26 protein-coding genes and 1 tRNA gene are annotated in these 25,023 nt (G+C 36.2%); 20 read left to right on the top strand and 7 right to left on the bottom strand.

The features are described 5' to 3' along the window. Positions 1 to 30 precede the first annotated feature (30 nt). Positions 31 to 1,359, bottom strand: coding sequence for a hypothetical protein (locus NYE67_RS10880; protein ID WP_340730065.1), 1,329 nt, complete (start codon positions 1,357 to 1,359; stop codon positions 31 to 33). A 538-nt stretch (positions 1,360 to 1,897) separates the two neighbouring features. On the opposite strand from NYE67_RS10880, the gene NYE67_RS10875 reads away from it, so the two are divergent. The 6 genes from NYE67_RS10875 (at position 1,898) to NYE67_RS10850 (ending at position 6,630) form a co-directional block, all read left to right on the top strand. Next, positions 1,898 to 2,065 carry a hypothetical protein gene (locus tag NYE67_RS10875; protein WP_340730064.1) on the top strand — a complete coding sequence of 56 codons (168 nt, stop codon included), beginning with the start codon at positions 1,898 to 1,900 and terminating at the stop codon, positions 2,063 to 2,065. Continuing rightward, positions 2,065 to 2,457 (top strand): hypothetical protein, encoded by a 393-nt coding sequence (locus tag NYE67_RS10870; protein ID WP_340730063.1) that lies wholly within the window; start codon positions 2,065 to 2,067, stop codon positions 2,455 to 2,457. The genes NYE67_RS10875 and NYE67_RS10870 overlap by 1 nt, the downstream gene beginning before the upstream one ends. A gap of 35 nt (positions 2,458 to 2,492) precedes the next feature. Beyond that, positions 2,493 to 2,903, top strand: coding sequence for an HNH endonuclease (locus NYE67_RS10865; protein ID WP_340730062.1), 411 nt, complete (start codon positions 2,493 to 2,495; stop codon positions 2,901 to 2,903). Between the two features lie 134 nt (positions 2,904 to 3,037). After that, entirely contained in the window at positions 3,038 to 3,544 is a 507-nt protein-coding gene (locus tag NYE67_RS10860; RefSeq protein ID WP_340730061.1) for a hypothetical protein, read from the top strand. A gap of 30 nt (positions 3,545 to 3,574) precedes the next feature. Continuing rightward, complete coding sequence (locus NYE67_RS10855; protein WP_340730060.1) at positions 3,575 to 4,486, top strand: phage major capsid protein; 912 nt, start codon at positions 3,575 to 3,577, stop codon at positions 4,484 to 4,486. A gap of 35 nt (positions 4,487 to 4,521) precedes the next feature. Beyond that, positions 4,522 to 6,630: a S8 family serine peptidase gene (locus NYE67_RS10850; RefSeq protein ID WP_340730059.1), complete on the top strand. Its 2,109-nt coding sequence runs from the start codon at positions 4,522 to 4,524 to the stop codon at positions 6,628 to 6,630. Positions 6,631 to 6,787: 157 nt separating this feature from the next. Here NYE67_RS10850 and NYE67_RS10845 read toward each other — a convergent pair whose 3' ends face one another. From NYE67_RS10845 to NYE67_RS10835, 3 genes are all read right to left on the bottom strand, one after another. Then, positions 6,788 to 7,891, bottom strand: a complete 1,104-nt coding sequence (locus NYE67_RS10845) for a hypothetical protein (RefSeq protein WP_340730058.1) — start codon at positions 7,889 to 7,891, stop codon at positions 6,788 to 6,790. A 135-nt stretch (positions 7,892 to 8,026) separates the two neighbouring features. Further along, complete coding sequence (locus NYE67_RS10840; RefSeq protein WP_340730057.1) at positions 8,027 to 9,109, bottom strand: tyrosine-type recombinase/integrase; 1,083 nt, start codon at positions 9,107 to 9,109, stop codon at positions 8,027 to 8,029. A 125-nt stretch (positions 9,110 to 9,234) separates the two neighbouring features. Continuing rightward, positions 9,235 to 9,307 (bottom strand) — tRNA-Val (locus tag NYE67_RS10835). 439 nt (positions 9,308 to 9,746) lie between these two features. Here NYE67_RS10835 and NYE67_RS10830 point away from each other — a divergent pair. Next, a complete protein-coding gene (locus NYE67_RS10830) occupies positions 9,747 to 10,877 on the top strand; it encodes a serine hydrolase domain-containing protein (RefSeq protein ID WP_340730056.1) in 1,131 nt (376 codons plus the stop codon). Between the two features lie 630 nt (positions 10,878 to 11,507). On the opposite strand, the gene NYE67_RS10825 is transcribed toward NYE67_RS10830, so the two are convergent. Then, entirely contained in the window at positions 11,508 to 11,729 is a 222-nt protein-coding gene (locus tag NYE67_RS10825) for a hypothetical protein (RefSeq protein WP_191703611.1), read from the bottom strand. A 169-nt stretch (positions 11,730 to 11,898) separates the two neighbouring features. Between NYE67_RS10825 and NYE67_RS10820 the strand changes: the two genes are divergently transcribed. From NYE67_RS10820 to NYE67_RS10780, 9 genes are all read left to right on the top strand, one after another. Then, positions 11,899 to 13,161 carry a M48 family metallopeptidase gene (locus NYE67_RS10820; RefSeq protein ID WP_340730055.1) on the top strand — a complete coding sequence of 421 codons (1,263 nt, stop codon included), beginning with the start codon at positions 11,899 to 11,901 and terminating at the stop codon, positions 13,159 to 13,161. 186 nt (positions 13,162 to 13,347) lie between these two features. Further along, positions 13,348 to 14,301, top strand: a complete 954-nt coding sequence (locus tag NYE67_RS10815) for a phosphotransferase enzyme family protein (RefSeq protein ID WP_340730054.1) — start codon at positions 13,348 to 13,350, stop codon at positions 14,299 to 14,301. A 12-nt stretch (positions 14,302 to 14,313) separates the two neighbouring features. Then, positions 14,314 to 14,883 carry a nucleotidyltransferase domain-containing protein gene (locus NYE67_RS10810; protein ID WP_340730053.1) on the top strand — a complete coding sequence of 190 codons (570 nt, stop codon included), beginning with the start codon at positions 14,314 to 14,316 and terminating at the stop codon, positions 14,881 to 14,883. 43 nt (positions 14,884 to 14,926) lie between these two features. Beyond that, on the top strand, positions 14,927 to 15,469 hold the full coding sequence (locus NYE67_RS10805) for a DJ-1/PfpI family protein (protein WP_340730052.1): 543 nt from the start codon (positions 14,927 to 14,929) through the stop codon (positions 15,467 to 15,469). Between the two features lie 29 nt (positions 15,470 to 15,498). Further along, positions 15,499 to 16,098: a protein kinase gene (locus tag NYE67_RS10800; RefSeq protein ID WP_340730051.1), complete on the top strand. Its 600-nt coding sequence runs from the start codon at positions 15,499 to 15,501 to the stop codon at positions 16,096 to 16,098. A 36-nt stretch (positions 16,099 to 16,134) separates the two neighbouring features. After that, the gene (locus NYE67_RS10795; protein ID WP_340730050.1) at positions 16,135 to 16,329 is read left to right on the top strand and encodes a DUF6366 family protein; all 195 of its coding nucleotides are present in this window, start codon (positions 16,135 to 16,137) and stop codon (positions 16,327 to 16,329) included. A gap of 56 nt (positions 16,330 to 16,385) precedes the next feature. Further along, on the top strand, positions 16,386 to 16,598 hold the full coding sequence (locus tag NYE67_RS10790; RefSeq protein ID WP_340730049.1) for a hypothetical protein: 213 nt from the start codon (positions 16,386 to 16,388) through the stop codon (positions 16,596 to 16,598). Positions 16,599 to 16,611: 13 nt separating this feature from the next. Beyond that, positions 16,612 to 16,959 carry a DUF3139 domain-containing protein gene (locus tag NYE67_RS10785; RefSeq protein ID WP_340730048.1) on the top strand — a complete coding sequence of 116 codons (348 nt, stop codon included), beginning with the start codon at positions 16,612 to 16,614 and terminating at the stop codon, positions 16,957 to 16,959. Positions 16,960 to 17,189: 230 nt separating this feature from the next. Then, on the top strand, positions 17,190 to 17,813 hold the full coding sequence (locus NYE67_RS10780; protein ID WP_340730047.1) for a hypothetical protein: 624 nt from the start codon (positions 17,190 to 17,192) through the stop codon (positions 17,811 to 17,813). A 41-nt stretch (positions 17,814 to 17,854) separates the two neighbouring features. On the opposite strand, the gene cydC is transcribed toward NYE67_RS10780, so the two are convergent. Together cydC and cydD are read right to left on the bottom strand one after the other, a co-directional pair. Further along, a complete protein-coding gene (cydC, locus tag NYE67_RS10775; protein WP_340730046.1) occupies positions 17,855 to 19,516 on the bottom strand; it encodes a thiol reductant ABC exporter subunit CydC in 1,662 nt (553 codons plus the stop codon). Beyond that, the gene (cydD, locus tag NYE67_RS10770; RefSeq protein WP_340730045.1) at positions 19,516 to 21,216 is read right to left on the bottom strand and encodes a thiol reductant ABC exporter subunit CydD; all 1,701 of its coding nucleotides are present in this window, start codon (positions 21,214 to 21,216) and stop codon (positions 19,516 to 19,518) included. The genes cydC and cydD overlap by 1 nt, the downstream gene beginning before the upstream one ends. Positions 21,217 to 21,409: 193 nt before the next feature. On the opposite strand from cydD, the gene NYE67_RS10765 reads away from it, so the two are divergent. The 4 genes from NYE67_RS10765 to NYE67_RS10755 all read left to right on the top strand — a co-directional run bounded on the left by NYE67_RS10765 (position 21,410) and on the right by NYE67_RS10755 (position 25,003). Beyond that, positions 21,410 to 22,741, top strand: coding sequence for a cytochrome ubiquinol oxidase subunit I (locus tag NYE67_RS10765; protein ID WP_340730044.1), 1,332 nt, complete (start codon positions 21,410 to 21,412; stop codon positions 22,739 to 22,741). Beyond that, complete coding sequence (locus NYE67_RS10760) at positions 22,741 to 23,769, top strand: cytochrome d ubiquinol oxidase subunit II (protein WP_340730043.1); 1,029 nt, start codon at positions 22,741 to 22,743, stop codon at positions 23,767 to 23,769. The genes NYE67_RS10765 and NYE67_RS10760 overlap by 1 nt, the downstream gene beginning before the upstream one ends. A gap of 11 nt (positions 23,770 to 23,780) precedes the next feature. Then, a complete protein-coding gene (gene cydS / locus NYE67_RS20800) occupies positions 23,781 to 23,876 on the top strand; it encodes a cytochrome bd oxidase small subunit CydS (RefSeq protein ID WP_445683374.1) in 96 nt (31 codons plus the stop codon). A 161-nt stretch (positions 23,877 to 24,037) separates the two neighbouring features. Beyond that, positions 24,038 to 25,003, top strand: coding sequence for a quinone oxidoreductase family protein (locus NYE67_RS10755; protein ID WP_340730042.1), 966 nt, complete (start codon positions 24,038 to 24,040; stop codon positions 25,001 to 25,003). Positions 25,004 to 25,023: the final 20 nt, after the last annotated feature.

Genomic DNA, 25,023 nt, shown 5'->3' with positions numbered 1-25,023 from the left:
CAAAATAAAAACCCCTTACAAAGTAAGGAGTTAAATTTTATATTCAGACCAATCTTTTAGCAGCTGTCGCATACGTTCAGAAGGGATATAGCAATTCATTGGTTCATCATTACGAATACAACCTCTAAAGATGAATTGAATTAAATCGGATAATGCCAATAAATCTTCATTAACAGTAATGCCATATTCTTTAAAAAAATTACTTTCAATGGGATTGATAAAACGATTATATACATATGCCATCGAGGTTCTATCAGCGTAGTAATTCGTTGCTCGAGTATTTAATGAAACAAAATTGTCCTTAGTGCGGTCACCTTTTTTATGAAACTTACATTTTGCATTTTTTAAATCTGGTGCTGCAATTAATAATGTTGACCAAAATAATTTGTCATTGTCGGTAGGGTGAATCTTTCTGAAGTAATTATTCAAATTATTGCTAATTTGTTTCAATTCATCATCTGACGCATTTTTAAACCAAGTTGACGAAAGCAACGACTTTCTTTGCTGTGGCGTTAACTTTTCTCGGCTATCATAATTTGAATTTAATGTACTTGACCTTCCGTTGCCATTTGACTTATCTTCATGAACATTCAACTTATTATAAGTTTCTTTTCGTGGTTCAATATTTGAATCATAATCAATCAATTCAAAACGGCCATTTACATTAGTTACGCTGTATTTATCAAAATTAATATCGTTCATTTGATAATAGTAGAATTGTGTTTGACCATCAAACAAATAAGTAAGGATATAAACTTCTTCAAAGGCTTCAAACGCTCGAGTGTTCATTGTCCAAAATACTGCCGTACCATTTTGTAATATTAAGTTGTCGCTCTGAGCCAAAACTTTCATATCAGAAAATTCTCCATCGTAGCTATCGTCTAACCACTGAATTTTACCTTTTTCACCAATGGCAATTGTTCCTTTGGTAATTAATAAGTCAATGTCGCTTTTAGTGATGTGATACTGTTCAAGGACATTTGCAACTTCATCCATAATCAATGTGTAACCAGATTCTTCAATCAAGTTCAATGTTTCCAAATCTAATTTTTTGAATAAAGCATGAGTTGTTACAATTGATTTTTCTAATGTTATCAATGCTTTAAGATGATTTAATTTTGAACCTTTACCTTTCATTGCTTCAGGTTCTAAGAACTCTGCTCCTGTGGCACTTCGTACTCGTTCCACTTCGTTTAAATATGGAGTAACATATATGTATTTTTTACCGAGTTTTTCTTCAGTTCCAAATCCTATTTTTTCATCATTTATTTTCTGTATTGCCCATGAGGTTTTTCCAGCGCCACACATGGCATCTACTACATTGATAGTTGAATCTAAGCAAAATGATTTTGTTTTCATGATTTACCTCCCAGATGCTTTTATATAAGTAATTATATTGTGAATAAGCAAGATGTAAGGAAAAGACCATGAGATTGGTAAAATGATAGTTCTGGCACAAAAAGTGTGGAAGAACTAGACGAGAAACTGCATAGGAACAATGTTAGAACGAGGTTGCTCTTAATAAGAATATATAAAAATGTGGAAGTACTAAATCAATCGCCGAAAGGCAAAAAACCTGCGTAGCACTCTAGCGAACGTATGTGAGTCTAGTGCATTTCTCTGAGCCTGCGAGGAGAAATAGGTCTGCACAGCTACGGCTGTGCTAGTGCATTAATAAAGTAATTTATAAAAGTAATTTATATTGAGCTCGTTACAATTTTCAGTTCTCCGCTTCGCTCCGCTTGAAAATTCAAAAGCAGACTGCGCTTGCTTTTGTAATGAATTTCCTTTGGGAAGTTATTTTATTTATTTTGATAAGATAAGCTGGCTTTTCTGTAAGCAACGTATATATCTTTTATACAAATCTTATCAATACTTACTTAAAGGAGAATGAACTATGAAAGACAAACAAAAACAGTATAACTTTCGTGGAGATGCAGCTGAGCAAGACCAATTGCGACACATTGCTAAAGTCAAATATGGTTTAGAGCTATATCCATATTTAAAGATGAAAATAAAGAAAATCATTGCTGAAGAATTATCTGGCAATAAATCGAACTACTAATGAGCAGATTTAGTTTAAAGTACAAATATATTCGAGGTAAAGCATGTGGTCTGGATTACGAACTACAAATACCACATAAAAACACCAATTGGTATTTTCATATACGAGCTTATATGAAAGACGATAATGGCATTGTATTTTATGCAAAATATAACCGCAGTCTTACTGACGATGAAGCTCTTGAACAATTAATTGCTGATTATCAACAGCATATCAAACCGCCAGAAGGTGTATATAAAGACGGAATTAAATTAGCTGTAATTACGCTACCAGATGGCTGTATCGTATCTGTTTGTCATGATGAACTGCTATCTGGAACAATTATATATGAACATGCGGAACGGAAACGTAATCAGCTCCTGAAGAAATTGAATATTAATAATCAAAATTAAAAGAAGAAAGGATTTCGAATAATATCATGCCAATAATGAAAATTTGTGATTGTGGAAAGCTTATCCCAAAAGCAGAAAGATGCGAATGTAAGAAGCAAGGGGATAGAATGAGAAATAAAAATAGAAGAATACAAAACCCTGAAGAAAAGAGGTTCTTTAATTCAAAGGCCTGGAAAGACACAAGGAAGTCAGTTATTAGACGTGATGAAGGTATATGTCAGCGCTGTTTGATTAAATCCAATGGTCTCATCATTACTACAGATAACTTAGAAGTTCACCACATTAAACCACGAGTAAAATATAACGGTAAAAATGGCTATCCAGATTTAAGATATGATGAAAGTAACCTGATTACACTTTGTAAACCATGTAACACACATTTATATATTAGAGAAGAATTAGACTTTGAGTGGGAAGTGCCAGACGAATGGGAACCAGTACTTTAACAGTGCTGGTCTTAACTTTAGACTAACACCCCCCTCTAGGTCGTTTTTTATTTGGGTAAGGAGGAAGAGACTAGGTCTAGGGAAGAAACTAAAAAAACTTTTCCCTAACTTTACTTTTTGAAAGGAGAATTAATATGGCTAGAGGAGTGAGAACTAGCACTTCACAACTGAAAATGAAAGTTTCTAAAGCTGAAAAAGCTGCAAGAGAAGAAGCGGAACAGCTAGTGGTGACAAATGCCACGATACCTAAAATGAATGAAGTTGTTAAAGCGAATCCAACAATGAGAAAATTGTTTAACCAACTTAAAAAATTAAATGAATATTACACCGAAGCCGATAGTATTTCGCTAAATACATTGGCTTTTTATATTTGGTTGAAATCTAACAATGAGGCTGAGTTATTAAAGTTAACCATACTTGATGATAACTACGAGCGTTTTTTGTTTCGTCTTGAAAAGATTAACAAACAAATTAATGAGTCTATGAAACAGCTATGTATTCCGCTTACAGCACGTTTCAGACTAGCTAATGACATGGCTAAGGTCATGATTGAAGAAAAGAAATTAGAACAAATGCAAGCTGAAAAATTACAGCCAGTAAATCCATTGTGGGCTGTTTTAGAAGCCACAGAGGATTTTTAAATAATTAAACAATATTAGGAGGAATCAATAATGGGAAATATTATTGAAACTAGAACAGCAGAATTGGAACAAATTCTGAAACAGGTAACAATCGACCCAATTGTAATCACGCAAAATGAAGAAATGGGCATCTTAAATCATGTTACTTTATTTCACAATAACGGAGAAAGTCATACTGAGCATGTAAGCGATGATACAGAGCTATCTGAAATTGATGGTGTGCCAGAAGTTAAGGATATAACAGCCGTTAATAAAATAGATTTTGAGCCTAAACGAATTGTCACAGCTTTTAAATTGTCAAAGCAAGAAATCTTAGCTTCAAATTTACCTGTCTTAGAATTTATCATTAAAATGGGTAAGCAAAGGTTGTTCCGAAAGGCTGAAAGAGAAACTTTTAGTACTGGTTATGGAGCTACAAAATTACTAGGACATTATCAAAAAATGACTGGTGCTGATGGTGTCAAGGTAATTAAAACAGCATTTACTGGCACTGATGGAGCAGAAGGTCGTATTGGTGTACTTGACCAAGAAGAACTCAAATTAGCTCAATTAATGATTAATTCAAGCTCTGATAGTGAATCCACTATTGTATTGGATAAATCGGTACTCGATGTATATAGCGGTGATTCCAACAGCATTGTTTCTTACGATAATTTACGTCCCAAAATGGTAGGCCGCTTGTTTGGTAGACCATCTTATCGTAGTGGTTTAGGTGCGAATCATACATTTGCTTTTACACCAGCTGTAATTTTCACAAAAGATGCTTATGGTGTTTCAATGAGTGAAATTAAAATTAAAGTAATAGAAAATGATACAAGCAATGCCTTAGCTGGTAGTGTAACGGTTATTGTTGAAAATAAAATGGATGCTAAAGTATTAAACCCTAAAGGAATTGTAGCTCTAGGCTACGATGAAATGAATCTAACAACAGGAGGAGCTTAATAGCTCCTCTTTACTAAATTATGGAGGAATATCATATGACAGAAATTTTAAAAGATGAAGAAGTAAAATTGTATCCATCTCCACATGAGTTAGGGCCAATTGAAATCAATATGTTTTCTGCAAGTCAATCAGAGTATACTTGGGGAATTACAAGAATGAATATTCCTAAAGCTTGGGAAGTAACTCAAGGTGAAGGTGTTGTGGTAGCTGTTTTAGACAGTTCATTAAATATTCATCACCCAGATTTAAAAGAACAAATAATTGATTGTAGAAATTTTACTACAGAAGGTGCGATTGATGATGTTTCGGGATTGAGCGACCATGGCACTCCTGTTGTTGGGATTATAGCAGCCAATAGAAATGAATCTGGCTATGTTGGGATTGCCCCAAAATCTAAAGTTATTTTCGGGAAAATTGGCACAGGAGAAAAAGGAGATTCTTCGCTGTCAGTAATGACTGAAGCTTTCAAATGGGCAACAGCTTGGGTAGGGCCAAATGGAGAAAGAGTAAAAGTTATTAATATGTCATATTCAACTTTTGATAATGAGGCTTTATTAAAAGCTTTTCATGAAGCAATTGAAGCTGGAATTTCAGTCGTTGTTTCTGGAGGAAATGCTGGAGACGGTAATGAAATAACTCCTGAGTTTTCTTTTTTACCAGTGCAACCTGAGTGCATTAGCGTTGCTTGGTTAAAAGAAGATGAAACAATAGAAACTAATTCAAACTCTAATACTGGTATAGATGTTGCAGCCCCTGGAGATGGGATTTACACAACTGCTGCCGATGGTGGTTACAGATTGTTTTCTGGAACTTCTTGTTCAGCTCCGCACATTGCTGGAATAATGGCATTAATTCATAGTGCATATGAAAAAGCGGGACAGCCACTCACTTCTACCAAAGCTCAACAAGTATTATATGAATTTACGAGAAACATAAGAGGCTTAACATGGAATGACCCATATCAATTTGTGCAACAAGGACATGGGATGGTCGATTTCAATGTAAAACAATTGCCAAAGCCAAATACTTTAAAGCCTTTGCCGTCAATGAGAGAATTTAAACACATTCCTCCATACAGAGCTGATGAACCCATGTTTTATATAGGTGCATATGAAGCTTGGAAAAAAAATAGAGGAGATGGCGTTGTTGTAGCAGTTTTAAGTACGGGAGCGGAAACAACTCACAACTCTTTACAAGGACAAATTTTAGACGGTAAAAATTTCACAGCAGACCATGGCGGAGACTCAAACAATTACACAGATAATAATGGATTGGGAACAGCAGTAGCCGGCTTAATTGCATCTAAAGATGGATATGTAGGTGTAGCTCCTCATTCTAAAATAATTGCTGGTAAAGTAATGTCTTCAGATGGCACTTTTACTATAGAAAATATAGTCCAAGGTATAGACTGGGCAACCAATTGGGTAGGTCCTAATGGAGAGAAAGTTGATGTAATATTAACAACATGTTTTGTTTTAAGTACAGACGAACGAAACGCTGGTTGGGTTATAATGGATGCTCTGTGGCGAGCTAAATCTGCTGGAATAGTTGTGGTGGCTGGTGCTGGAGATGATGCTTCTTCAACTACAACAAATGTTTACACGCCAGCAAATCATATGAACGGGGAAGTAATCAGTGTAAAAGCAGCTCAATTTATCCCTTCATTTTCTGGAACAGGGGAAGGTACGGTTTTTCAAGCATATGCATACACAAGAACAGACTTGGCAGCTCCTGGTTATTTTATAGCGGGTTTAAAATTGAATAACAGCTATGGTTCATTTTCTCCTTCTTCAAGCTCTCATTATTCAGCTGCGTATGTTGCTGGAGCACTTGCAATTATTATCAGCGCTCACAGACAAGCAGGATATTCAATGGCAACAGTAGGAGAAAAAAGGTCTCAATTACAAAAATATATTCGACCTAGAAAATCCACAAGCGCTGTAACAAAAGTAACTGATATGGGAATGGGCTATTTGGATTTAAGCTATTCTGAATTGCCGACTCCTGATTTAATAATTCCAATAGCATCTGAAGAAACAGGAACAGGAATTTCCTTAACAAAATACATTGAAAATGGAGTACCAAAGGTTTCAACTAGTCGTACTTCATATAAAAATAAAGTTGCCAACAAATTTAATAATTGAGCTTAGGGAAGTACGAAATCTTTCGTACTTCCTTTAACTTATTGAACGATTAGAAGGAAGTAATAATTTTCAAATGTAAAATGAGAATTATTAACATGAAAAAGAACCCTTGATTTTCTATGATTGAAAATTCAAGAGTTCTTTAATAAAACAGCTATTATTTATTTACTTTGTTTTTTCTAGTGTATCGAGTTGATATCCGACCAGATACGTAATTATTAAAATTTTCAGTTAGTACAATTAACTGAGTGATAAAATTGGCTAATTCTGTTTCTGTAAGCTTTATAGTTTTCCATTTTTCTATCCTTATGGTTGATTTGGAATTACTCAATATTTCAATAAAATCAGTACCCATATTACTTTTTACAGAAGAAGCATCCAACCGCCAATTATGATGCTGAATACAATTTCTTATAGTTACATGTTTTAGTATTTCTCTTTTCGTTTCTTGATTAATAGTATATTCTAAAGGTTTCATTAGTTTTTCCAATTTTTCTTTAAAACTTTCAAATCGGTATGAATGCCAAATGTCGTTAATAATCATATGAATAGTTAACCAAGAATCACCTCTTACGCTTTCATCATCATTAGAAAGCCTACTTAAATCTATCTTAACAGAACTTCTTTTTAGCTTAAGATTGCTATTATTACCATCATTTAATACTTCTCTTAGTACGTTCAAATAACAATCATCCAGAAATTCGTTTAAATGTTGAACAATCATATTTTGATTATATCCCAAAACTTTTTCTTTGAGCTCTTCTTTTAATTTTGTATCAGAAATGGTTTCGATTGCTTGTAACTCATTCTCAATACTTGTTTTATATAAAAGAAGGGCTTCCTTTAGGAATTCTGTACTATCCTGAACAATATTTATTTCTTCTTCTATATAATTATTTTGACCATCTATTTCTCGATTCATAAATGATTTTGTAAAATCGAAATCATTTTGAGATAACAATCTAGCGAAAGGAAGAGGCTGGCTTGAAGCTAGAAAAGAAGTGCCATTATTCGATTGTTTTACATGAAAAACATAATGACCGTATGTATCTTCAATCCCTACACCTACAAACGGAGGAAACCAAATTACTCCAAGGTCTCCATCGCCCTCCCAACCGTGCTCAGAAAATAATTGCTTTAATTCTGATATGTATACTTCTTTGGTATCCAAATCGAAATATTTCTCGATTGGTTTAATGAATGACAAATCGTCCAAGAAAGTATATTCATAAACGTACATATCTTTTATTGGTTCAAGCATAAAAATTCACCTTCTTTTTAAATAGAGATGATATTCATTTTACATTAAAGCTTAATGAATTTCATCTTATAAAACAGGAATTTTATTATAGGAATTTCTAACTAAAAGGAGAGCCCCAAATAGCTCCCCGATTAATCATTTCCGCTTATTGTCACGCTTTCTTGAAATTAAATTATCTGAGCCAAAGAATCCCGCTTTACTATGTTTCTCAATGACAGTAGAATCTGCCATATGAGCATAAATTAATACTGTTCGTAAATCAGCATGACCCAATATTAACCGCAAACTTTCAATATCGCCTTCTTTAGAAGATAGATAATGAGTAGCGGCCGAATGGCGAAGCAAATGTAAATAATATCGCTTAGTGATTCCTGCTTCAATTGCATACGCTCTAGTATCTCGGAGGAAATTATTTTTACTTAACATACGACCAGACAACGAAAGAAACAGCAAATCGTCTACATCATCTTCAAATGCTTCATTTTCCTTCATCAATTCAACCAAAAGGCGATACGTTTGATTAGCCAATGGTACGATGCGAGCTTTACGTGATTTAGCGTTGCCTGATTGAATAATAATCGTTCTATTCACATGGTCAATATCGTGCGGGCTAATCATCAAAGCTTCGGTTATACGATACATACCATCAATTAGTAGATGAAGGAGGCAGTAATCTCTAAAATGTTTGAATGATTTTTTTGAATGTTTTTTTGCTACTGCCAATAAATTATCCAGTTCTTCACGAGTTAAAATGTCAATCGTATGAGCATCTTTTCGGAAACCTTCCCACGTATCAAAAGGATTCTTCTGTATCAATCCTTGCTTAACAGTCCAATTGACAAATGTTTTTAAATTTCTAATTCGAGTTTCAATTGTAGCGTCTGCTAACCCAACAGTCTGAGCAGATTCTGGTTTATAATGATGTCCTTCAAAACGTACCATTTCATTTTTCATGTAATATACCCAATCACTTATGAAATCGGTTGTAATGTCAGCTAAATAAAATGGATGTTGAGCACGTTCTTGGTGAAATGCCTCTAGGGTCTTGAATGTTAAAACAAACTTGTTCAATGTGCCAGGTCTTAAATTTTGTTTCATTTTAAACTCAAGGAATTGGTCATACAGCAGCTTGCACGTTTCAGATTGAACGACTATCTCTGGTTTTCTTTTGTGTGGTTTTCGTTTTGCAATTGTTGGCTTCTCATTAAAGTAATTCATAAAAAAAACACTCCCGTTATTCTGTTATTTACAGAAGTAACGTAGTGTTTCACTCAATGTTTGATGTACACACTTCACAAGTTTTAGTGAAAACCTTGTGGTATCAACATTGGTGTGGTGCATGATGGTCTCGACAGGTCTCGAACTTGCGACCCCCACCTTGTCGAGGTGGTGCTCTCCCAACTGAGCTACAAGACCTTAATAAAATACAGAAAACAATTATATCAATGTTCATGTAAATTATACCATAAAATTCTATTGGAGGTATTAAAAGGGGGTTTATTTTGTGATTTTTTTTACTATATGAAGAGTTAGGTGATAAAAGTACATACCAACTGTTACATAATCGCATCCCTTCATGCTCAGTGATCGCTAAATTCCAAACGTCTCAACCGCCATTAAAATCAGTTTATTCTGAATACATAGCGCCATTTTTTCCGAAACGAACGAATGTTAAATCAATGGCAATGGAACAATTTAGTAAAGTGGATCCAGGACTGAAATTTATTTCTGAGCATAATATGAAGGCTTGTCTACTTTTTGATAATAAATCATATATTGAATAGTCGACATTATAATTTTCAGTTTTGTAGCTAATGGAAAGAGATTAGAAAATGAGATGAAGGGTGATTGAAATATGGATACATTTCAGAAATTAAAAGATTTTATGGATACTGTACCGCAACTAGGGCTTTCTGGTATTGATTGCATCATTTATCGTGAACATGAGGAGATTTTTCGATATGATGCTGGATATTCGGATATTGAGAATCAAGTTCCTATGCAACCCAATGCATTGTATAACATCTATTCGGCAACCAAAATAGTCACATGTATTGCGACATTACAATTAGTTGAAGACGGGAAAATATTATTGACTGATCCCTTGTATATGTATCTACCTGAATTTAAAGAGATGTATGTTAAAAGTGGAACATTTATTATTACACCTGCAACAAAGCATATAAGAATAGCTGATTTATTAACGATGACAGCGGGCTTAAGTTATGAAAGGGATACGCCGCAACTTCGAAAACTTTTTGAAGAGAAAGGGTTGGATTTTAATACAAGAGAGTTTGTAGAGACACTTGCAAAAGACCCTCTGTTATTTGAACCAGGCGAAGGTTGGAATTATAGTTTTTGTCATGATGTTTTAGCTGCGGTAATTGAAGTTGTAACAGGTAAAAGCTTCGGAGCGTATTTAGAAGAAAAGATTTTTAAGCCATTAGGGATGAAGACAACTGGTTTTTCTGTTGTAGAAGAAAAGAAAATTAATATTGCTCCACAATATGAGTATAATCCAATAACAGAAAAGTTAAGAAGAATTAGCAGCGATTGTGTAGGAGTAATTGGTTTGAGGCATGAGAGTGGAGGCGGTGGGCTAATTACTACTCTTGAAGATTACATTTTATTTGCTGATGCATTGGCCTGTGGGGGAATTGGCAAATATGGGGAACGCATTATTAGTGTAAATTCCATTAATTTAATGAAAACAAATCAATTAGAAGGCAAAAGTTATTTAGACTACAAAAAAATGATACCAGCTGAAGGAGTTGGTTATGGTCTAGGTGTATCAGTAGTAATGGATGCGGCCAAGGCATTTCGTTTAGTACCTGACAATTCTTTTTCTTGGGGTGGGTTAGGAGGAGTTCATGCTTTTATAGATCCTACAAACAAAATTTCTTATTTTGTTGCCCAACATTGTCTTCGTAGCCCTAAACATTTAATAGAACCAAAAATGCTAAATATTTTATATGGAGCGCTTTGAGATATTCTGATTGGATATACGGGGGAGTATGTTGAATTGCATAAAGAAGATATAATGCATATTCATGAAATAGTAAAAGCTACAATTTGTTGACTACGATGTATGGGCCCACAATCATTTAAAATAATATTTAGTATTGGGAGTAATGACTCAGGATGTATAAACTACATGAACCGACGGAGACATTAGTAAAACAAGCACAGTAAATGACAAAAAACGCTCAGAATAAACTATTGAGCGTTTATGCTTGCCTTCTATATTGCCTATTTACTATTAAAAAGTATGTTAATTGTTTTGTTATTTACATTTTTTTTTGGGGTTTTCTCCTCATCGACCGAACCCGTTATCTTTTTTCTGCTATTTTTTTGAATTAGCTAAAGAATGACCTAAAGATGATTGTATAGAGTGAAATAAAATAGAAAAGAATTAAAGTATACATAATAAATGCGCTCAGACGATTTTTTTAACGAGATGGCGGTTAATCTCATCTCGATTCGTCTGAGCGTATTAAAAATTATAGAGTTTCTTCTATTTTATATAATGCTTCTATTACTGTTGCTTACCTTTCGCAAGCCCAGCCATCTTTATCGTAATAGCATGCAGGTATTTATCCGCGCTATTTCCTACATATTAACGTTTTTTCTTCTTATCGTCTTTTAGCATTAGCGGTGTTTTATCTATCTTTTCCAAGGCTACATGGACTTGATATTTATTGTCTTCGAGTTGAACAACGTTGACTACTTTTCCTTTACGGCCTTTGATCTTGAGATTTTCATCAACCTCGGGTATACGCTCTAAACATTGACTTAGTACAGGTGTGTTGTTTTCTAAATAGTGAATAGCAAATTGCATATTTATGGGCTCCTTGTAAACTCAACTATAAGTTTGAGTGAATTTTTTTCAATTTATGATGATTTCGGAGCTTATAGAACTGACTAAATAGGAGATAGACAAACTATTTAGAAATGATTTCTCCACTTCAATAATAAGATAGGGTAACGAATGAATTGAGGTGGAAGAAATGACGAAAAAATGGGGTTTAATGGCTGTTGTTGTATTTGGTCTATATGCGGCCGCGATGTATTTTTATATTTTTCATGGTCCAAATAGCGGAATACCAGATGCTCTTCAAGGATCGGCAGCGGATCCAAGTACTTTTCTTACAACGCAGGAGTTGTTATTAAGTGAAGATTTATCTAAGATAAGAAATTTCTTGTTCTTTGTAGCAGGGCCGTTGGAATGGCTGCTTTATTTTGCTATTTTGATTACTGGAATGTCACGGGTGTTTGAAAAATGGAGTTCTGTACAGTTTAAATGGTCCTTGTTTAGAACAGGCATGTATGTTTTTTTGCTCTCGTTAGTATTGTTCATCCTACGATTCCCACTGGACTTTTATCAGTATACGGTGAGCAAAAGCTATGGTATTAGTACTCAGTTTTTTTCCTCCTGGATGCGGGATAATGTAATTGATTTTTGGCTTGATTTTGGGATGTCGGTGATTACGGTGTCGGTTCTCTATTGGCTCATCAAAAAAAGTCCGAAGAGATGGTGGTTCTATACTTGGGCGTTAACTGTTCCATTTTCAATTTTCCTTATGTTCATCCAACCCGTCGTGATTGACCCGATCTATAATGATTTTTATCCATTAAAGGATAAGGAATTGGAGACGAAGATTCTTTCACTTGCAGAGCAGGCGGACATTCCTTCAGACCATGTGTATGAAGTGAATATGTCGGAAAAAACGAATGCTTTAAATGCGTATGTGACAGGGATCGGCGAAATTTCTAGAATTGTGCTGTGGGATACGACATTAGACCGGTTAACGCATGATGAGATTCTCTTTATAATGGCGCATGAGATGGGGCATTACTTGTTAAAAGATATTTATATTAACATCGCTGTCTATTTGTTCATGACGCTTATTGGGCTTTGGTTAATTGCAAAAATAATGCCTCGAATGATTAATCGTTATGGATCGATTTTAAAAGTTAAGAAATTAAGTAATATTAGCTCACTGCCATTGTTTTTATTGATTTCATCTTTCCTGTTATTCTTCTCAAATCCATTGTCAAATGCGGTTTCGCGGTATCAGGAGGTCCGGGCCGATGAATATGCAATGGAGCTCGTGGAAAATCCCGAAGCAGCGATTTCGACGTTTCAACAGTTGACGAAAGCTGGACTTGGCGAAGTAAACCCGTCCACACTGGTCAAATGGTTCCGCTACTCCCATCCACCGATGTTAGAAAGAATCAATAAAGTAGCCGAACAAGCTGACGAAGAATAGAATAATTTAGGCGCTTCAAATCCCTGTAAATCAAGGGTTTGGGGCGTTTTTTCTTTTTCTGATGAATTGGCGCGAAGGATGGATTATATTGAACAAAACCTATCATCATAAATTGGTTATGTTATTATTTACATATTAGTCCTAATAATTGGAATAGAATGAAAATTACTGCGGGGGAAAGCTCTAATGGAACAAAAAATACTAGAATTGCTGAACGGAATTTATCCAGTGGAATTGATTAAAGTGGAAGCCGTTACAAATGAAATGTATCGGTGTACCGGAGCACAAGGCGAATATTTTGCAAGGGTTACAAACTACAAAGGGTATGATGAACAAGTAGAAGAGGTTGCCTATACTAACTACCTACATAAAGAAGGACTAGGAGTATCACCAACAATACTTTCAATAAATGGTCAAGAGGTAGAAAAGATCACCATTAATAATAAGGAAGTGCTAACAGTTCTTTATGAAGCGGCTCCTGGTAAGCACTTATCAAGAAAAGAATGGAATGCCGATGTATTAAAAGCGTTAGGCCGGCAAATCGGCAAATTACATCGTTTTTCCAGAAAGTTTGAAGAGACTTATCTGACACGCTATATCAACGATTGGCATCAAAATGAGGAGTACGCTTTCCTGAAATATATTCCTGAGGAAGAAACTACAATTAGAGAGGTTGCACAGAAGGTTTTAACAAAGATTAAAAACCTTCCGAAAGACAAGGCCAATTACGGGTTGTTACATGGTGATTTATGGTTAGAGAATGTAGTAGTAGATCGTGATTTAAAACTGACAATGGTTGATTTTCAGGATTGTGAGAAGCATTTTTATGCTTTTGATTTAGCTGTTCCTATTTATAGTGCGATTGAGTATTCATTTGTCGGTGGTGGCAACATCCTGGAATATGGAAGAAGTATAACGAAAGCAATCATCGAGGGCTACAAAGAGGAAAATGATATCGCGAACGAAATGCTAGAAAAAATTCCTTTATTTATAAAACTTAAAGAAGTGTTTGAATATAGCTTAATGCATATGTACTGGAACAAAGAAAAGTTAACGGAAGAACAGATTCGAATCATGAACCATTTTAGGATGAGAATTGAAAATGGTTATAATTTGTTGGATATAGATGGTTTGTTTTAAGGAGGTACTTCGATGTCATTCGAGCAATGCCAATATGTTAGTTCTTTAATGGGGAAATTCAGTAAAACATGGTTCGTTGCTGGTGGATGGGCGATTGACCTTTATATAGGGGAAGAAACAAGGGAATATAAAGATATTGAAATAGCTATATTTCGAAAAGACCAACTACATTTAAAGAGATATTTATATGACTGGGATTTTAAGCAGGTGAAAAAAGGTGAATTTTATGGTTGGGGAAATGAATTTTTAGAGCTACCAGTTCATGAAATACACGCTACTCATAAGTTAAGTGGAGAGAGAATTGAAGTTCTTCTTAATGAAACAGAGGAAAATGACTGGAAATTTAGAAGAGATTTAAGAATTCATGCGCCACTCAATTCAATTTGCAGCGTTTCTGAAACCGGCATTCCGTATTTAAATCCTGAAATTGTTCTATTATATAAAGCAAAGAATACAAGAGAAAAAGACCATCAGGATTTTCTCGCAATAAAGGACTTGCTTAATAATATGCAGAAACAATGGCTACGAAATGCCCTTGAACTGCACGAACCAGAACATAAGTGGGTTGAATTATTAGTTTAATTTATTTGGCAAGGATCTAAACTAATGAATGGAGATAACTATAGTGAAAAAAACAGCCATCATTTTATATCCGCAATTCAGCGAATATGAATTAAGTGTCGCACTATCGATTTTAATGCAAGGGAACAAGCCCATTGTAACGGTGGGGCTGGACAAACAACCTATTAGGGGAGAGTCTGGATTAACTTGTGTAGCTGACACCATGATTAGTGAAATTAACATTGAAGAGATTGATAGTATCGTGTTACCGGGTTGTTTAGATATTGAACCACTTCTAGATGAAGAGGACTTAGTCGAGTTTTTAAAGCAGGTTGTTTCAACAGAAACAATTGTTGCCAGTATATCAAGTTCTCCGTATTTTTTGGCACAAGCGGGTTTGCTGACAGGGAAGAAATATACGGTGGGGTTACCGATGGAAGCGATTGAAATGTTAGGTGTGTTTGAGAAGGAAAATTACTGCTCTGATTTAGTCGTACAGGATGGCAATATGATTACAGCGCGAGGAAGTGGGTTTATTAGATTTGGCATATGCTTAGGAAAGGCATTAAACCTCGAATTCGATGAAAGCTGGTATCAAGGAACATAAAAAATACATAATGATTTGGTGATGATGAAATGGATACTTCCTATGTTGTTGAAAATATTGATGATATGTTAAAAGGCGCGAAAATGATTGGTATCGGTTCAACAAGAAAAGTTTATCGTTACGAAAACCTTGTCTTCAAAACTTTTTTACACCCGGTTGGATACGCTCAAAGCAAAAATGAATATGAAATATATAAAGCATTAGAAATGAAAGGGTTAGAAAAACATATCGCACCGATTCTTTTTATGAATGAAAAATATGTTATTCAGCCTTTTTATGAGCAGCTTCCTTTAAATAATCACTGCTCATATGATCTTGATTTAGAGACAGATCCAAGAATGACAGAAGATTTAAAAGCTGCTCTTCGTGTATTTGATCAAGAACTAGATGGCTTTGATTTTAAAGATGGTGGCAATTATGGTTTGAATGAAGAGGGGCATCTTGTTTTAATTGATTACGGTATGACGAAAACATTATATGAAGAACAGTGGGTTCCATTAGCTGAAGCAGGTACGTTGCCTCAAATTCAATTTGAAAAATGTCAGGTGTGTAATATTGAAAAGGAACTTCGAATGTATGGGGAAAATGACACCGATCTGCGTTGTGTAGCTTGTGGTAAAGATTATTAATAAATAGTAGATTTTTGATGGAGGGAGGTGTACTCAGTGAATAAAAATAATGAAACTCCCCAAGCACGAAGAGAGCGAATGAGACAGGAAGAATTAAAGCGAAATCCATCTGCTAGTATGCATGGTGGGGGGCTTCAGGATTTGATCGGGGATTTGGGATGGAAAGGGACAGGATTACTTTTTCTTATAATAGTCATTGCTATTGTTATCTATTTAGCATTTTTCAACTAAAGAAGATTATGGGCAGGGCGTAACTTTGAATAATCAAATCTTAAAGGGGGATGCCTATGAAAATTTATTGGGTTTTAGTTGGCATATTTTTTCTCGCTTGGATTGCAATTTCACATCAATATCCTGAACCGAGTTGGTGGTCCATCTTTAATGCGGATCGCTCAACACATACACCCCTCATGGAGCATGTCTCATTAATTAAAGTGTCGATTACACTCATCATTTTTGGGGGAGTGCCTTACCTTATACAGCGGTTTATTTCAGTTTGAACGGGGGGATCAGATGTCCAGACGTTTTAGAGTAATTTTATTTATCGCTATTTTAGTTTTAGCATTAATATTCGCTCGGTTTATTTATATTGAAGTGAATAAAAGTATTTATAAAAATAAGGTATCGGATTATTTGATTACGGAAATGGGATACGATCAAAGTGAAATAGCTAAAGTTGAAGGGGTTTATGGATTTAAAATGCCTGAATTTTATGTAGCTGTGGTCTTTAAAAATGAACCGTACGTAGAATACCTTTATTTTGCACATGGCAGCGTATCACAGTACGAGTATCAGTTTAATGATTCTCAGTACAAAAATTTATCTCAGGATGAATTGAAAAATTATGAACCGAGATACTAGTGGCGATTTTTATGTGAAATAAATAAGGGAACTTTTTACCCTTAAATGCAAATATTGGTGGGATTTGAGTCAAAATAAAGGAAGAAATTACCGTTATTTCATTAATTAGAACGTTTTTTTATGAAATTAGACACGATAAGGGAAAATTCTTCCGTTATTTTTGAGGGTTTTCTGATTATTTTACAAATAAGGGAAATTAATACCGCTATTTTGGCAGGAGGTAAAAAATTTTGAAAAATAAATATGTCATTTTGTTTTCTACCTTACTTTCTATTTTAATAGTAAGCTCTGGATGCGCTATTTCAGGTGAGGAGAAAATAACAATTGAGGTTAATTCGGAATCAGAATATGTGGAAACATTTAAAGATTTGAATTTAGGCGTCCTGTTTGATTTTAATATTAAATTACCGAATGCGGATAAAAGCTGGGTGAATCTATGGGTGGAGCGATATATTGACGGTGAGTTGGAGTCAGAACCATTAACGCAATTGTCCTACGGTAACAGTCCTAATAAAGTTCAAGAAGGTCATTTGGGGTTTGGTATGATTAATACGAGCTCAGAAGATGACACGCTTGTTTTCCTTTATGGACCTAGTGTTAGAACAAATCCAGCAAGAATTGAAAAAGAAACTAAGTCGGGTGTTTTTAGAGGATCTGAATATGCCATTGGTAATGACAAAGTAGAATTGGAATTAGGTGAAACAAAAATTTTAGGAGTCTACAGAGAAACGGAAGGCGGCTCAATGCGTACGTTCGATTACCAAGATGACGATTCCATTAATCAAATGATTCAACAGGATGATGAGGTAATACTACTTAAAATAAAGGTTGAAGAAAGAATTATTAATTATTAACAGAGGGCGTGATTCTGTAATTAGAATCAACGCCCTTTTAATTAATGATTAAGCATCTCACAATAAAGTCCTTTTTTAGCTAACAATTGTTGATGTGTACCGCATTCGACAATTTGTCCTTGGAGCATGACGCAGATGCGATCAAACCGATCCAAGTCTGCTAAGGAATGGGTGACCATTACAACTGTTTTGTTAGCGGCTTCCTCGTGTAAGATGTTGAACAATATTTTTTCTGTTTGAACATCCAGACTCGTAAAAGGTTCATCGACAATCCATAAGTCACTGTCTTTTAATAAAAGTCGGGCAAAAGCTAACCGCTGTTTTTCTCCGCCTGACAAATTCCCGCCTTTTTCAAAAATAGGATCTTCGAGGTTTTTGTTTAATTGTGCTTTTTTAAGTACTTTCTGTAATGCCTCATCGGATGCTTTCTCATTCGCCATTAGCAGATTACTTTTGATTGTTCCCGAAAAGAAATGGTTGTGCTGCAGCATCGTACTCATATGTGCATACATCAACTGTGAACTGATGGCATTAATATCAGTAGTATTCACGCGGATTTCACCGGACGTTCTTTTTATTTCCTTCATTAAAAGTTGCAGTAGTGTAGTTTTGCCGCAGCCACTTGGACCAATAATGGCTATTTTCTCACCAGCCTGAATGTTTAACGAGAGCTGTTCAAGAGCAGGGCGAGTAGCAACAGGATACCAGTAGGAGACGTCGTGCAATTGTATCTGTTGGATAACCCCCTTTATATGCAGTGTTCCATCTGATTCATTTTTAGATGTAATTGCCTCAAGTCGATCAACGGCATTTTTCGTATGTCTTGCAAAAATAGGAACGAGGGCAAGGGGGACGGCCGATTCAAAAACCGTAAGCGAGATGAGCACAATTAACGCAAGATACACGCCATCCAGCTGTCCGACTGAAGTTAAATAAGCTCCGACAAATACTACTGAAAAACTTGTAAACAAAGCGATGAGCTGATTCCATAAATAAGAAGTCTGTTCCTGATCAAGCTCTTTTCTGCGGGAGTTTCCGTATGCTTTGTATAAGGCAGATAACTCCTCGGCTTTAGATTCATTTTGATGATGCAATACTAAATCCCTATAGCCGTAAAAGTATTCTGTAGCTAAAATCGTGAGTTCCTTTTTTTCTAAAGTACTTGTAGAATACGGACGGCGAAATAATATATAGGGAACAACTATGCTTGTCAGTACAATGCCAATGAGTAAAAGTAGTGAAATCCACGGTGAGAAAAACAGTGAAAATAATATGACGACGATAAATACAAAAAGGGCGATAAAGGGCGGATACAACACGCGTAAAAAGAAGTTTTGCAACTGTTCCACATCGCCTGTAATCCGGGTCAGCAGATCACCGCTTTTATAATGGTTGAGTACATGTGCTTGCGGTAAGAGCTTTTTGAAAAATTTCATCCGTACAATGCTAATAAACTTAAAGGTAACGCGATGTGAAATATAGCGTTCGGCATATTTACTTGCGGACTTAGTGACACCGAATAATTTAAGAAAGGCAGTTAAAATTAAAATGATGTAAAAAGGGGGCATGAGGGCAGCTTTTGAAATGAGCAAACCGCTTTGTGCAAATAAAGCCACCGCTGTTAACCCGCTTATTGTGCCAGCTAATAATGCAAGAAGTACATCTTTTTTATCCTGCCAAATCATTGAGACCAGTTCCTGCATTACGTAACCCTCCTTTCAACCATTTCCTTATAATATGGGTGATCTTTTAGTGTATCGGGTGTACCGGCTTTGACGATTTGCCCGTCTTCAACGATAAAAATGACATCTGCAAAACGGATGCTTTTATACTTGTGGGCAGCAATAATAACGGTTGCCTGTTCACTTAGCTTTTCAATGGATGTATTGAGCAGATGTTCTGTCGCAACATCCAATCCAGCTGTTGGCTCGTCAAAAAAGACAATAGAAGGTTCTTTTAGAAAAGCTCGTGCAATGGCTACGCGCTGCTTCTCGCCGCCGGATAGTCCGATGCCACCTTCACCGATCATGGCAGCAAGTCCATCTGGTAAAGACGCAACCCAATCTGTTAATTGTGCTTGCTTTAATGCACTATAAATTTGCATATCTGAAACGTGAAGCCCCATACATATATTGTCGCGAAGTGTTCCTGCAAAAATGTACGGATGCTGTGAAATATAGCTTGTTTGTGCATACCAGTCATTGGCACGGTACAATTTGCGCGGCTCACCGTTTAAATAGATAGCCCCTGAATCGAGTTCAGTTAAGCTTGATAAAAGATTTAATATCGTTGTTTTGCCGTGACCTGTTTTCCCGATAAATGCAGCGGTTTGTCCAGGCTGGATAGTGAATGATAGGGGGCCAATAGTAAAACCGCTGTTATAGCGAAATGTCACGTTTTCAACAGATAGCACCGGTCCATTTGTTAATTTTTTATCTCCCCACTGTACAGGTCTTTCCTCTTCCTTTAGCTGTTCTTCGAGTAATGCAGCAGCACCTAAACTCCCTCTGCCTGTATGAAATGCCGCGCCTAATTCTTTCAACGAATTATAATATTCAGGAGCCAATGTCAAAACAAAAAATGCCGGTGCAAAGGTAAGCGTTTTAAAAACAATCATTTGAAAGCCGATTTCCAGTGCGACTAGGCCAATGCCAAGCGTTGTAATGAGCTCAATAAAAAGTGTCGAGGCAAAGGCAATTTTTAATACACCGAGTGTCCGGCTCATAAAGGCTTCATTGCTCTTTGCTAAAATCTGCTCTTGCTGTTTGCTCTGCCCGAACAAGCGAATGGTCTGCAGCCCTTGGAGCAAGTCCAAAAATTTACCGGAAAATCGATTTAATGCATCCAATTGCTCCTCGGATTTTTTCTTCGTTTGCATTCCAATAATGATATAAGTAATTGGTACAAATGGTGCGGTGATAAGCATGATCCATCCACTGTTCGGATGAATGAGAAACACAGCAGTCAAAATCATAATAGGGACTACGACAGTCTTAATAAGCTGAGGTGTATATTCTCTATAATAACTTTCCAGTTGGTCCACAGTGTCTACTAGTAATGTGACCTTCTCGCCGGTTTGGTAAGAGACGTGTTTTTCCATTGTCGTTGAAGACCAATGCTGCATTAACTTTTCCCGAACTGTCACCTTTACATCTTCCGCCAGCTTTCCGCCGATCCGACCTAAAGAATATTGTGAAGCCAGTCTAACAACAATGGCTAATAGTAAGAGTAAAAAGAATACATACGTATACGTAAAAGGCTTCTTTTCCATAAAAACAAGGTTGACCGTTTCTACAATGCTGTAGCTTTGCAAAATAATACTCCCTCCCAAAAATAATGAGAAGAAAATTAAAATAACAATTTTGGATCGGTTAGCGCGCATGAAATGCTGCAGAAATGGCATAGTATCAACTCCTCATTAGCTATACTAGTCAAATTTTGTTAAAAGCAACCATCCACTATGCATTTTTTAGTTCTTCCGAGCAGAGAATCTTTGCGAGCAGTGAATATTAACAAATTGGATGTGAATACTGATGTGAGAATATTTAGTGAGACATGCACATTATTTACAGATTCTTGATGTTGGAGGTAATACAATGGACAACTCGGCAGTGTTTTGGAGCAGGGCGCTAACAGAGCTTACATTAACTTTTCATATTATATTTGCGACGCTTGGTGTCGGGGTCCCGCTCATCATATTAATCGCCCAATATGTAGGCTATAAGAAAAACGATGAACACTATACGTTATTAGCACGAAGAGTAGCGCGGGGGTTTACGATTACAGTAGCGGTAGGGGTCGTGACAGGAACCATTATTGGCTTGCAGCTATCCCTTTTATGGCCTCAGTTTATGGAGTTAGCCGGACAAACGATTGCGTTGCCGTTATTTATGGAGACGTTTGCCTTTTTCTTTGAAGCGATCTTTTTAGGAATTTATTTGTATACTTGGGATCGATTTAAAAATCCTAAATATCATATGTTGCTGCTCATTCCAGTAGCAATCGGCGCTTTCATGTCGGCTATTTTCATTACGATTGTCAATGCGTTTATGAATGCACCGAGGGGCTTTGATCTCGTTGGCGGAGAGATCATTAATATTCAACCGATTTTAGCGATGTTCACACCTGCAATGCCAACTAAAGTCGGACATGTGTTAACTTCAAGTTTTATGACTGTCGCATTTACATTAGCTGCGATTGCGGCATATAAACTGCTAAAAGGCGAGAACCATATTTATCATAAAAAGTCGTTGAACCTGATGATGAAGCTGGGGCTCATTTTCTCCATAGCAACAGCAGTTGTAGGAGACTTTTCAGCCAAGTATTTAGCGGAATATCAGCCGGAAAAACTAGCAGCAGCCGAGTGGCATTTTGAAACTGAAGCCGGGGCAGATTTAATTTTTTTCGGGATACTCGACGGAGATGAAGTGAAGTATGAAATTCGTATGCCGAAAGTGTTGAGTTTCTTAATCAGTAATAATTTCAATGCAGAAGTAACAGGATTAAATGATTTCCCTGAAGATGAAAGACCACCGCTCATTACCCATTATTATTTTAATATTATGGTGGCAATCGGCAGTCTGATGATTTTTTTAGCGCTCGGATATGTAGTCGGAAAATGGAGAGGTTGGCAGTGGATTGCATCCCGGTGGTTCAGGTGGCTTATCGTATTAGGCGGGCCTTTATCATTTATAGCCATTGAAACAGGCTGGTGGCTCGCAGAACAGGGACGGCAGCCATGGATTTTATACGGGATTATGCGCACAGAGCAAGGTGCCACAACAGCAACCGGTGTCGAATGGTTGTTTATCGCATTTGCTGTTGTCTATTTAATATTAGGGATCGGAAGCGTTGTCGTATTACGGAGAATTTTTAAAAATAATCCCGTTTCCAAAGAATTAGCGCTTCGTAAAGGCGGTGAACAATAATGTCGTTAGAAATCGTCGGAATTTTTGTTTTGTGGATTTTCTTGTTTGGCTACGTCATTGTCGCTTCGATTGATTTTGGTGCAGGGTTTTTCAATGCGTATAGTCTTTTAACGGGAAAAAATAATATTTTATCAAAAATAATTAAACGCTATTTATCACCGGTATGGGAAATTACCAACGTGTTTTTAGTATTTTTCTTTGTTGGCATCGTAGGCTTCTTTCCGCAGACGGCTTATTATTACGGCACAATTTTGTTAGTTCCGGTATCGATTGCTTTAATCTTATTGGCAATCCGGGGGAGCTACTATGCATTTGAATCTTACAGTGGTTTAAGAGGACATAAAGGATATGCGACGGCATACGGCATCGCAGGTTTATTGATCCCAGCCTCATTATCAGTCGTATTGGCGATTTCAGAAGGTGGCTTTGTCACAATGCAGGAAAACGGCCCGAAACTTGACTATAACGCGTTATTTACAAGTCCGTTAGCATGGTCAATTGTCGTATTGAGTCTTACCGCAGTCCTCTATATTTCCGCAGTCTTTTTAAATTGGTATGCCAATAAAGCAGGCGATATAAAGGCAAGTGATTTAATGCGTAAATATGCACTCATTTGGGCTATTCCTTTAATCATCAGTGCCATGGGAATTATTTTAGAAATGCGTAATACAAATAGTTGGCACTATCAAAATATACTGGATCTTACATGGTTATTTATCATATCCGGCATTTTATTTATTATAACGATTTGGCTCATTTGGAGAAAGAAGAGCTATGGTTTATCGGTAGTTGTGATGATTTTACAGTTTGCCACAGCGTTCTTTACTTACGGTATTTCTCATTATCCTTATTTGCTTTATCCTTATTTAACGATTCACGATAGTTTCACAAATGAATCGATGGCCATTGCACTTGTTTTAGCCTTTATCGCTGGACTATTTTTACTCATTCCATCGATGTATTTAGTTTTTAAATTATTTATTTTTCATAAAGGCTATATTACCGGGGAAGACGAAACACATGTTTAGGGGTGGATTTTATGATGGATTTTATAATTTTCTATGCACCGTTTATAGTCGTGTTCCTCTCTGTACTCGCAGCATTTGTAGTAGCGGTGAAGACGGAGACACATTAATTGGGGCTTCTTATAAGTAGCGCTTAGTATTAAATTAAAATACAGACACTATTTTTCTTTAAGGGAAAAATGGTGTTTTTTTGCTGTGCTCCAAATTGAATTTCAATACGATTTGATAAATTATGCTAAAATATGGTTATTACGTTAGGGGGGTATTGTCGATGAAAGCGATTATTCAAAGAGAATTTGGGGATGCAAATGTTCTTACATATGAGGATATTGAGCAACCGAAAATAGGAGATGGAGAATGTTTAATAAAGGTTTCTTATACGAGTGTCAATTACGCTGATATAAAAAAACGGATTGGCAACAAAGGACAAGGGAATTTCCCTTTAATATTAGGCTTAGATATTGCCGGGACTATTGTAGAAACGGCTCCTGATTCAAAATTTTCTATTGGAGACCGTGTTATTGCTTTTCCTAAAGGTGGAGCCTATGCAGAATATGTCCGAGCTAATGAAAAGCTAGTATTTAAAATTCCGGACACGCTTTCATTTGAACAAGCTGCTGCCATGCCGACTGTATCCATCTTATCGTATATGCTTTTACATGAAATTGGACAAGTAAAAATGACCGATACAATTGTAATACATAGTGCTGCGGGTGGCGTAGGTTCAATGCTTATACAGTTAGCGAAATTAGCAGGTGTTGAACGCATCATCGGAACAGTTGGTAACATCGACAAAGCAAGTTATGTTAAAAAACTTGGGGCGAACATGGTTTATACATATGAAACATTTACAGAGGAAGTTTTGAACGTAACAAATAATCAAGGGGCAAACATTATATTCGATTCGGTTGCCGGTGATGTCACAAGTAAGAGTTTAGACTGCTTAGCGTTCTATGGCACCCTCGTACAGTTCGGAAATAGCAGTGGAAAAGCCGGACAATTAAAAACAAGTGATGTCCACAGCAGTTGCCGAAACATTAAAGGTTTTAGTTTAGGGACAACGAGAGCACATGATCCAATACGACTGGCACCTGTTGCTGAAAAAGTCATTGAGCTTTTTAGTTCGAAACAACTTTCACTTCCAATCGCTCAAATTTTTAATTTAGAAGATGCTGCAGCAGCACATCAATTAATTGAAAGCCGAAATTATGAAGGAAAAGTATTGTTGAAAGTTTGAAGGAACGATTAAGGGGGCGA

Origin of the sequence: Solibacillus sp. FSL W8-0474 (genome assembly GCF_038004065.1) — a bacterium.
Classification (GTDB): domain Bacteria; phylum Bacillota; class Bacilli; order Bacillales_A; family Planococcaceae; genus Solibacillus; species Solibacillus faecavium.
This window is presented reverse-complemented; position numbering and strand designations above follow the sequence as displayed.

Excerpts from the sequence above, each read along its gene's own strand:
- NYE67_RS10880 (WP_340730065.1), bottom strand. The coding sequence starts at position 1,359 with ATGAAAACAAAATCATTTTGCTTAGATTCAACTATCAATGTAGTAGAT.
- NYE67_RS10875 (WP_340730064.1), top strand. The coding sequence starts at position 1,898 with ATGAAAGACAAACAAAAACAGTATAACTTTCGTGGAGATGCAGCTGAG.
- NYE67_RS10870 (WP_340730063.1), top strand. The coding sequence starts at position 2,065 with ATGAGCAGATTTAGTTTAAAGTACAAATATATTCGAGGTAAAGCATGT.
- NYE67_RS10865 (WP_340730062.1), top strand. The coding sequence starts at position 2,493 with ATGAAAATTTGTGATTGTGGAAAGCTTATCCCAAAAGCAGAAAGATGC.
- NYE67_RS10860 (WP_340730061.1), top strand. The coding sequence starts at position 3,038 with ATGGCTAGAGGAGTGAGAACTAGCACTTCACAACTGAAAATGAAAGTT.
- NYE67_RS10855 (WP_340730060.1), top strand. The coding sequence starts at position 3,575 with ATGGGAAATATTATTGAAACTAGAACAGCAGAATTGGAACAAATTCTG.
- NYE67_RS10850 (WP_340730059.1), top strand. The coding sequence starts at position 4,522 with ATGACAGAAATTTTAAAAGATGAAGAAGTAAAATTGTATCCATCTCCA.
- NYE67_RS10845 (WP_340730058.1), bottom strand. The coding sequence starts at position 7,891 with ATGCTTGAACCAATAAAAGATATGTACGTTTATGAATATACTTTCTTG.
- NYE67_RS10840 (WP_340730057.1), bottom strand. The coding sequence starts at position 9,109 with ATGAATTACTTTAATGAGAAGCCAACAATTGCAAAACGAAAACCACAC.
- NYE67_RS10830 (WP_340730056.1), top strand. The coding sequence starts at position 9,747 with ATGGATACATTTCAGAAATTAAAAGATTTTATGGATACTGTACCGCAA.
- NYE67_RS10825 (WP_191703611.1), bottom strand. The coding sequence starts at position 11,729 with ATGCAATTTGCTATTCACTATTTAGAAAACAACACACCTGTACTAAGT.
- NYE67_RS10820 (WP_340730055.1), top strand. The coding sequence starts at position 11,899 with ATGACGAAAAAATGGGGTTTAATGGCTGTTGTTGTATTTGGTCTATAT.
- NYE67_RS10815 (WP_340730054.1), top strand. The coding sequence starts at position 13,348 with ATGGAACAAAAAATACTAGAATTGCTGAACGGAATTTATCCAGTGGAA.
- NYE67_RS10810 (WP_340730053.1), top strand. The coding sequence starts at position 14,314 with ATGTCATTCGAGCAATGCCAATATGTTAGTTCTTTAATGGGGAAATTC.
- NYE67_RS10800 (WP_340730051.1), top strand. The coding sequence starts at position 15,499 with ATGGATACTTCCTATGTTGTTGAAAATATTGATGATATGTTAAAAGGC.
- NYE67_RS10790 (WP_340730049.1), top strand. The coding sequence starts at position 16,386 with ATGAAAATTTATTGGGTTTTAGTTGGCATATTTTTTCTCGCTTGGATT.
- NYE67_RS10785 (WP_340730048.1), top strand. The coding sequence starts at position 16,612 with ATGTCCAGACGTTTTAGAGTAATTTTATTTATCGCTATTTTAGTTTTA.
- cydC (WP_340730046.1), bottom strand. The coding sequence starts at position 19,516 with ATGCAGGAACTGGTCTCAATGATTTGGCAGGATAAAAAAGATGTACTT.
- cydD (WP_340730045.1), bottom strand. The coding sequence starts at position 21,216 with ATGCCATTTCTGCAGCATTTCATGCGCGCTAACCGATCCAAAATTGTT.
- NYE67_RS10765 (WP_340730044.1), top strand. The coding sequence starts at position 21,410 with ATGGACAACTCGGCAGTGTTTTGGAGCAGGGCGCTAACAGAGCTTACA.
- NYE67_RS10760 (WP_340730043.1), top strand. The coding sequence starts at position 22,741 with ATGTCGTTAGAAATCGTCGGAATTTTTGTTTTGTGGATTTTCTTGTTT.
- cydS (WP_445683374.1), top strand. The coding sequence starts at position 23,781 with ATGATGGATTTTATAATTTTCTATGCACCGTTTATAGTCGTGTTCCTC.
- NYE67_RS10755 (WP_340730042.1), top strand. The coding sequence starts at position 24,038 with ATGAAAGCGATTATTCAAAGAGAATTTGGGGATGCAAATGTTCTTACA.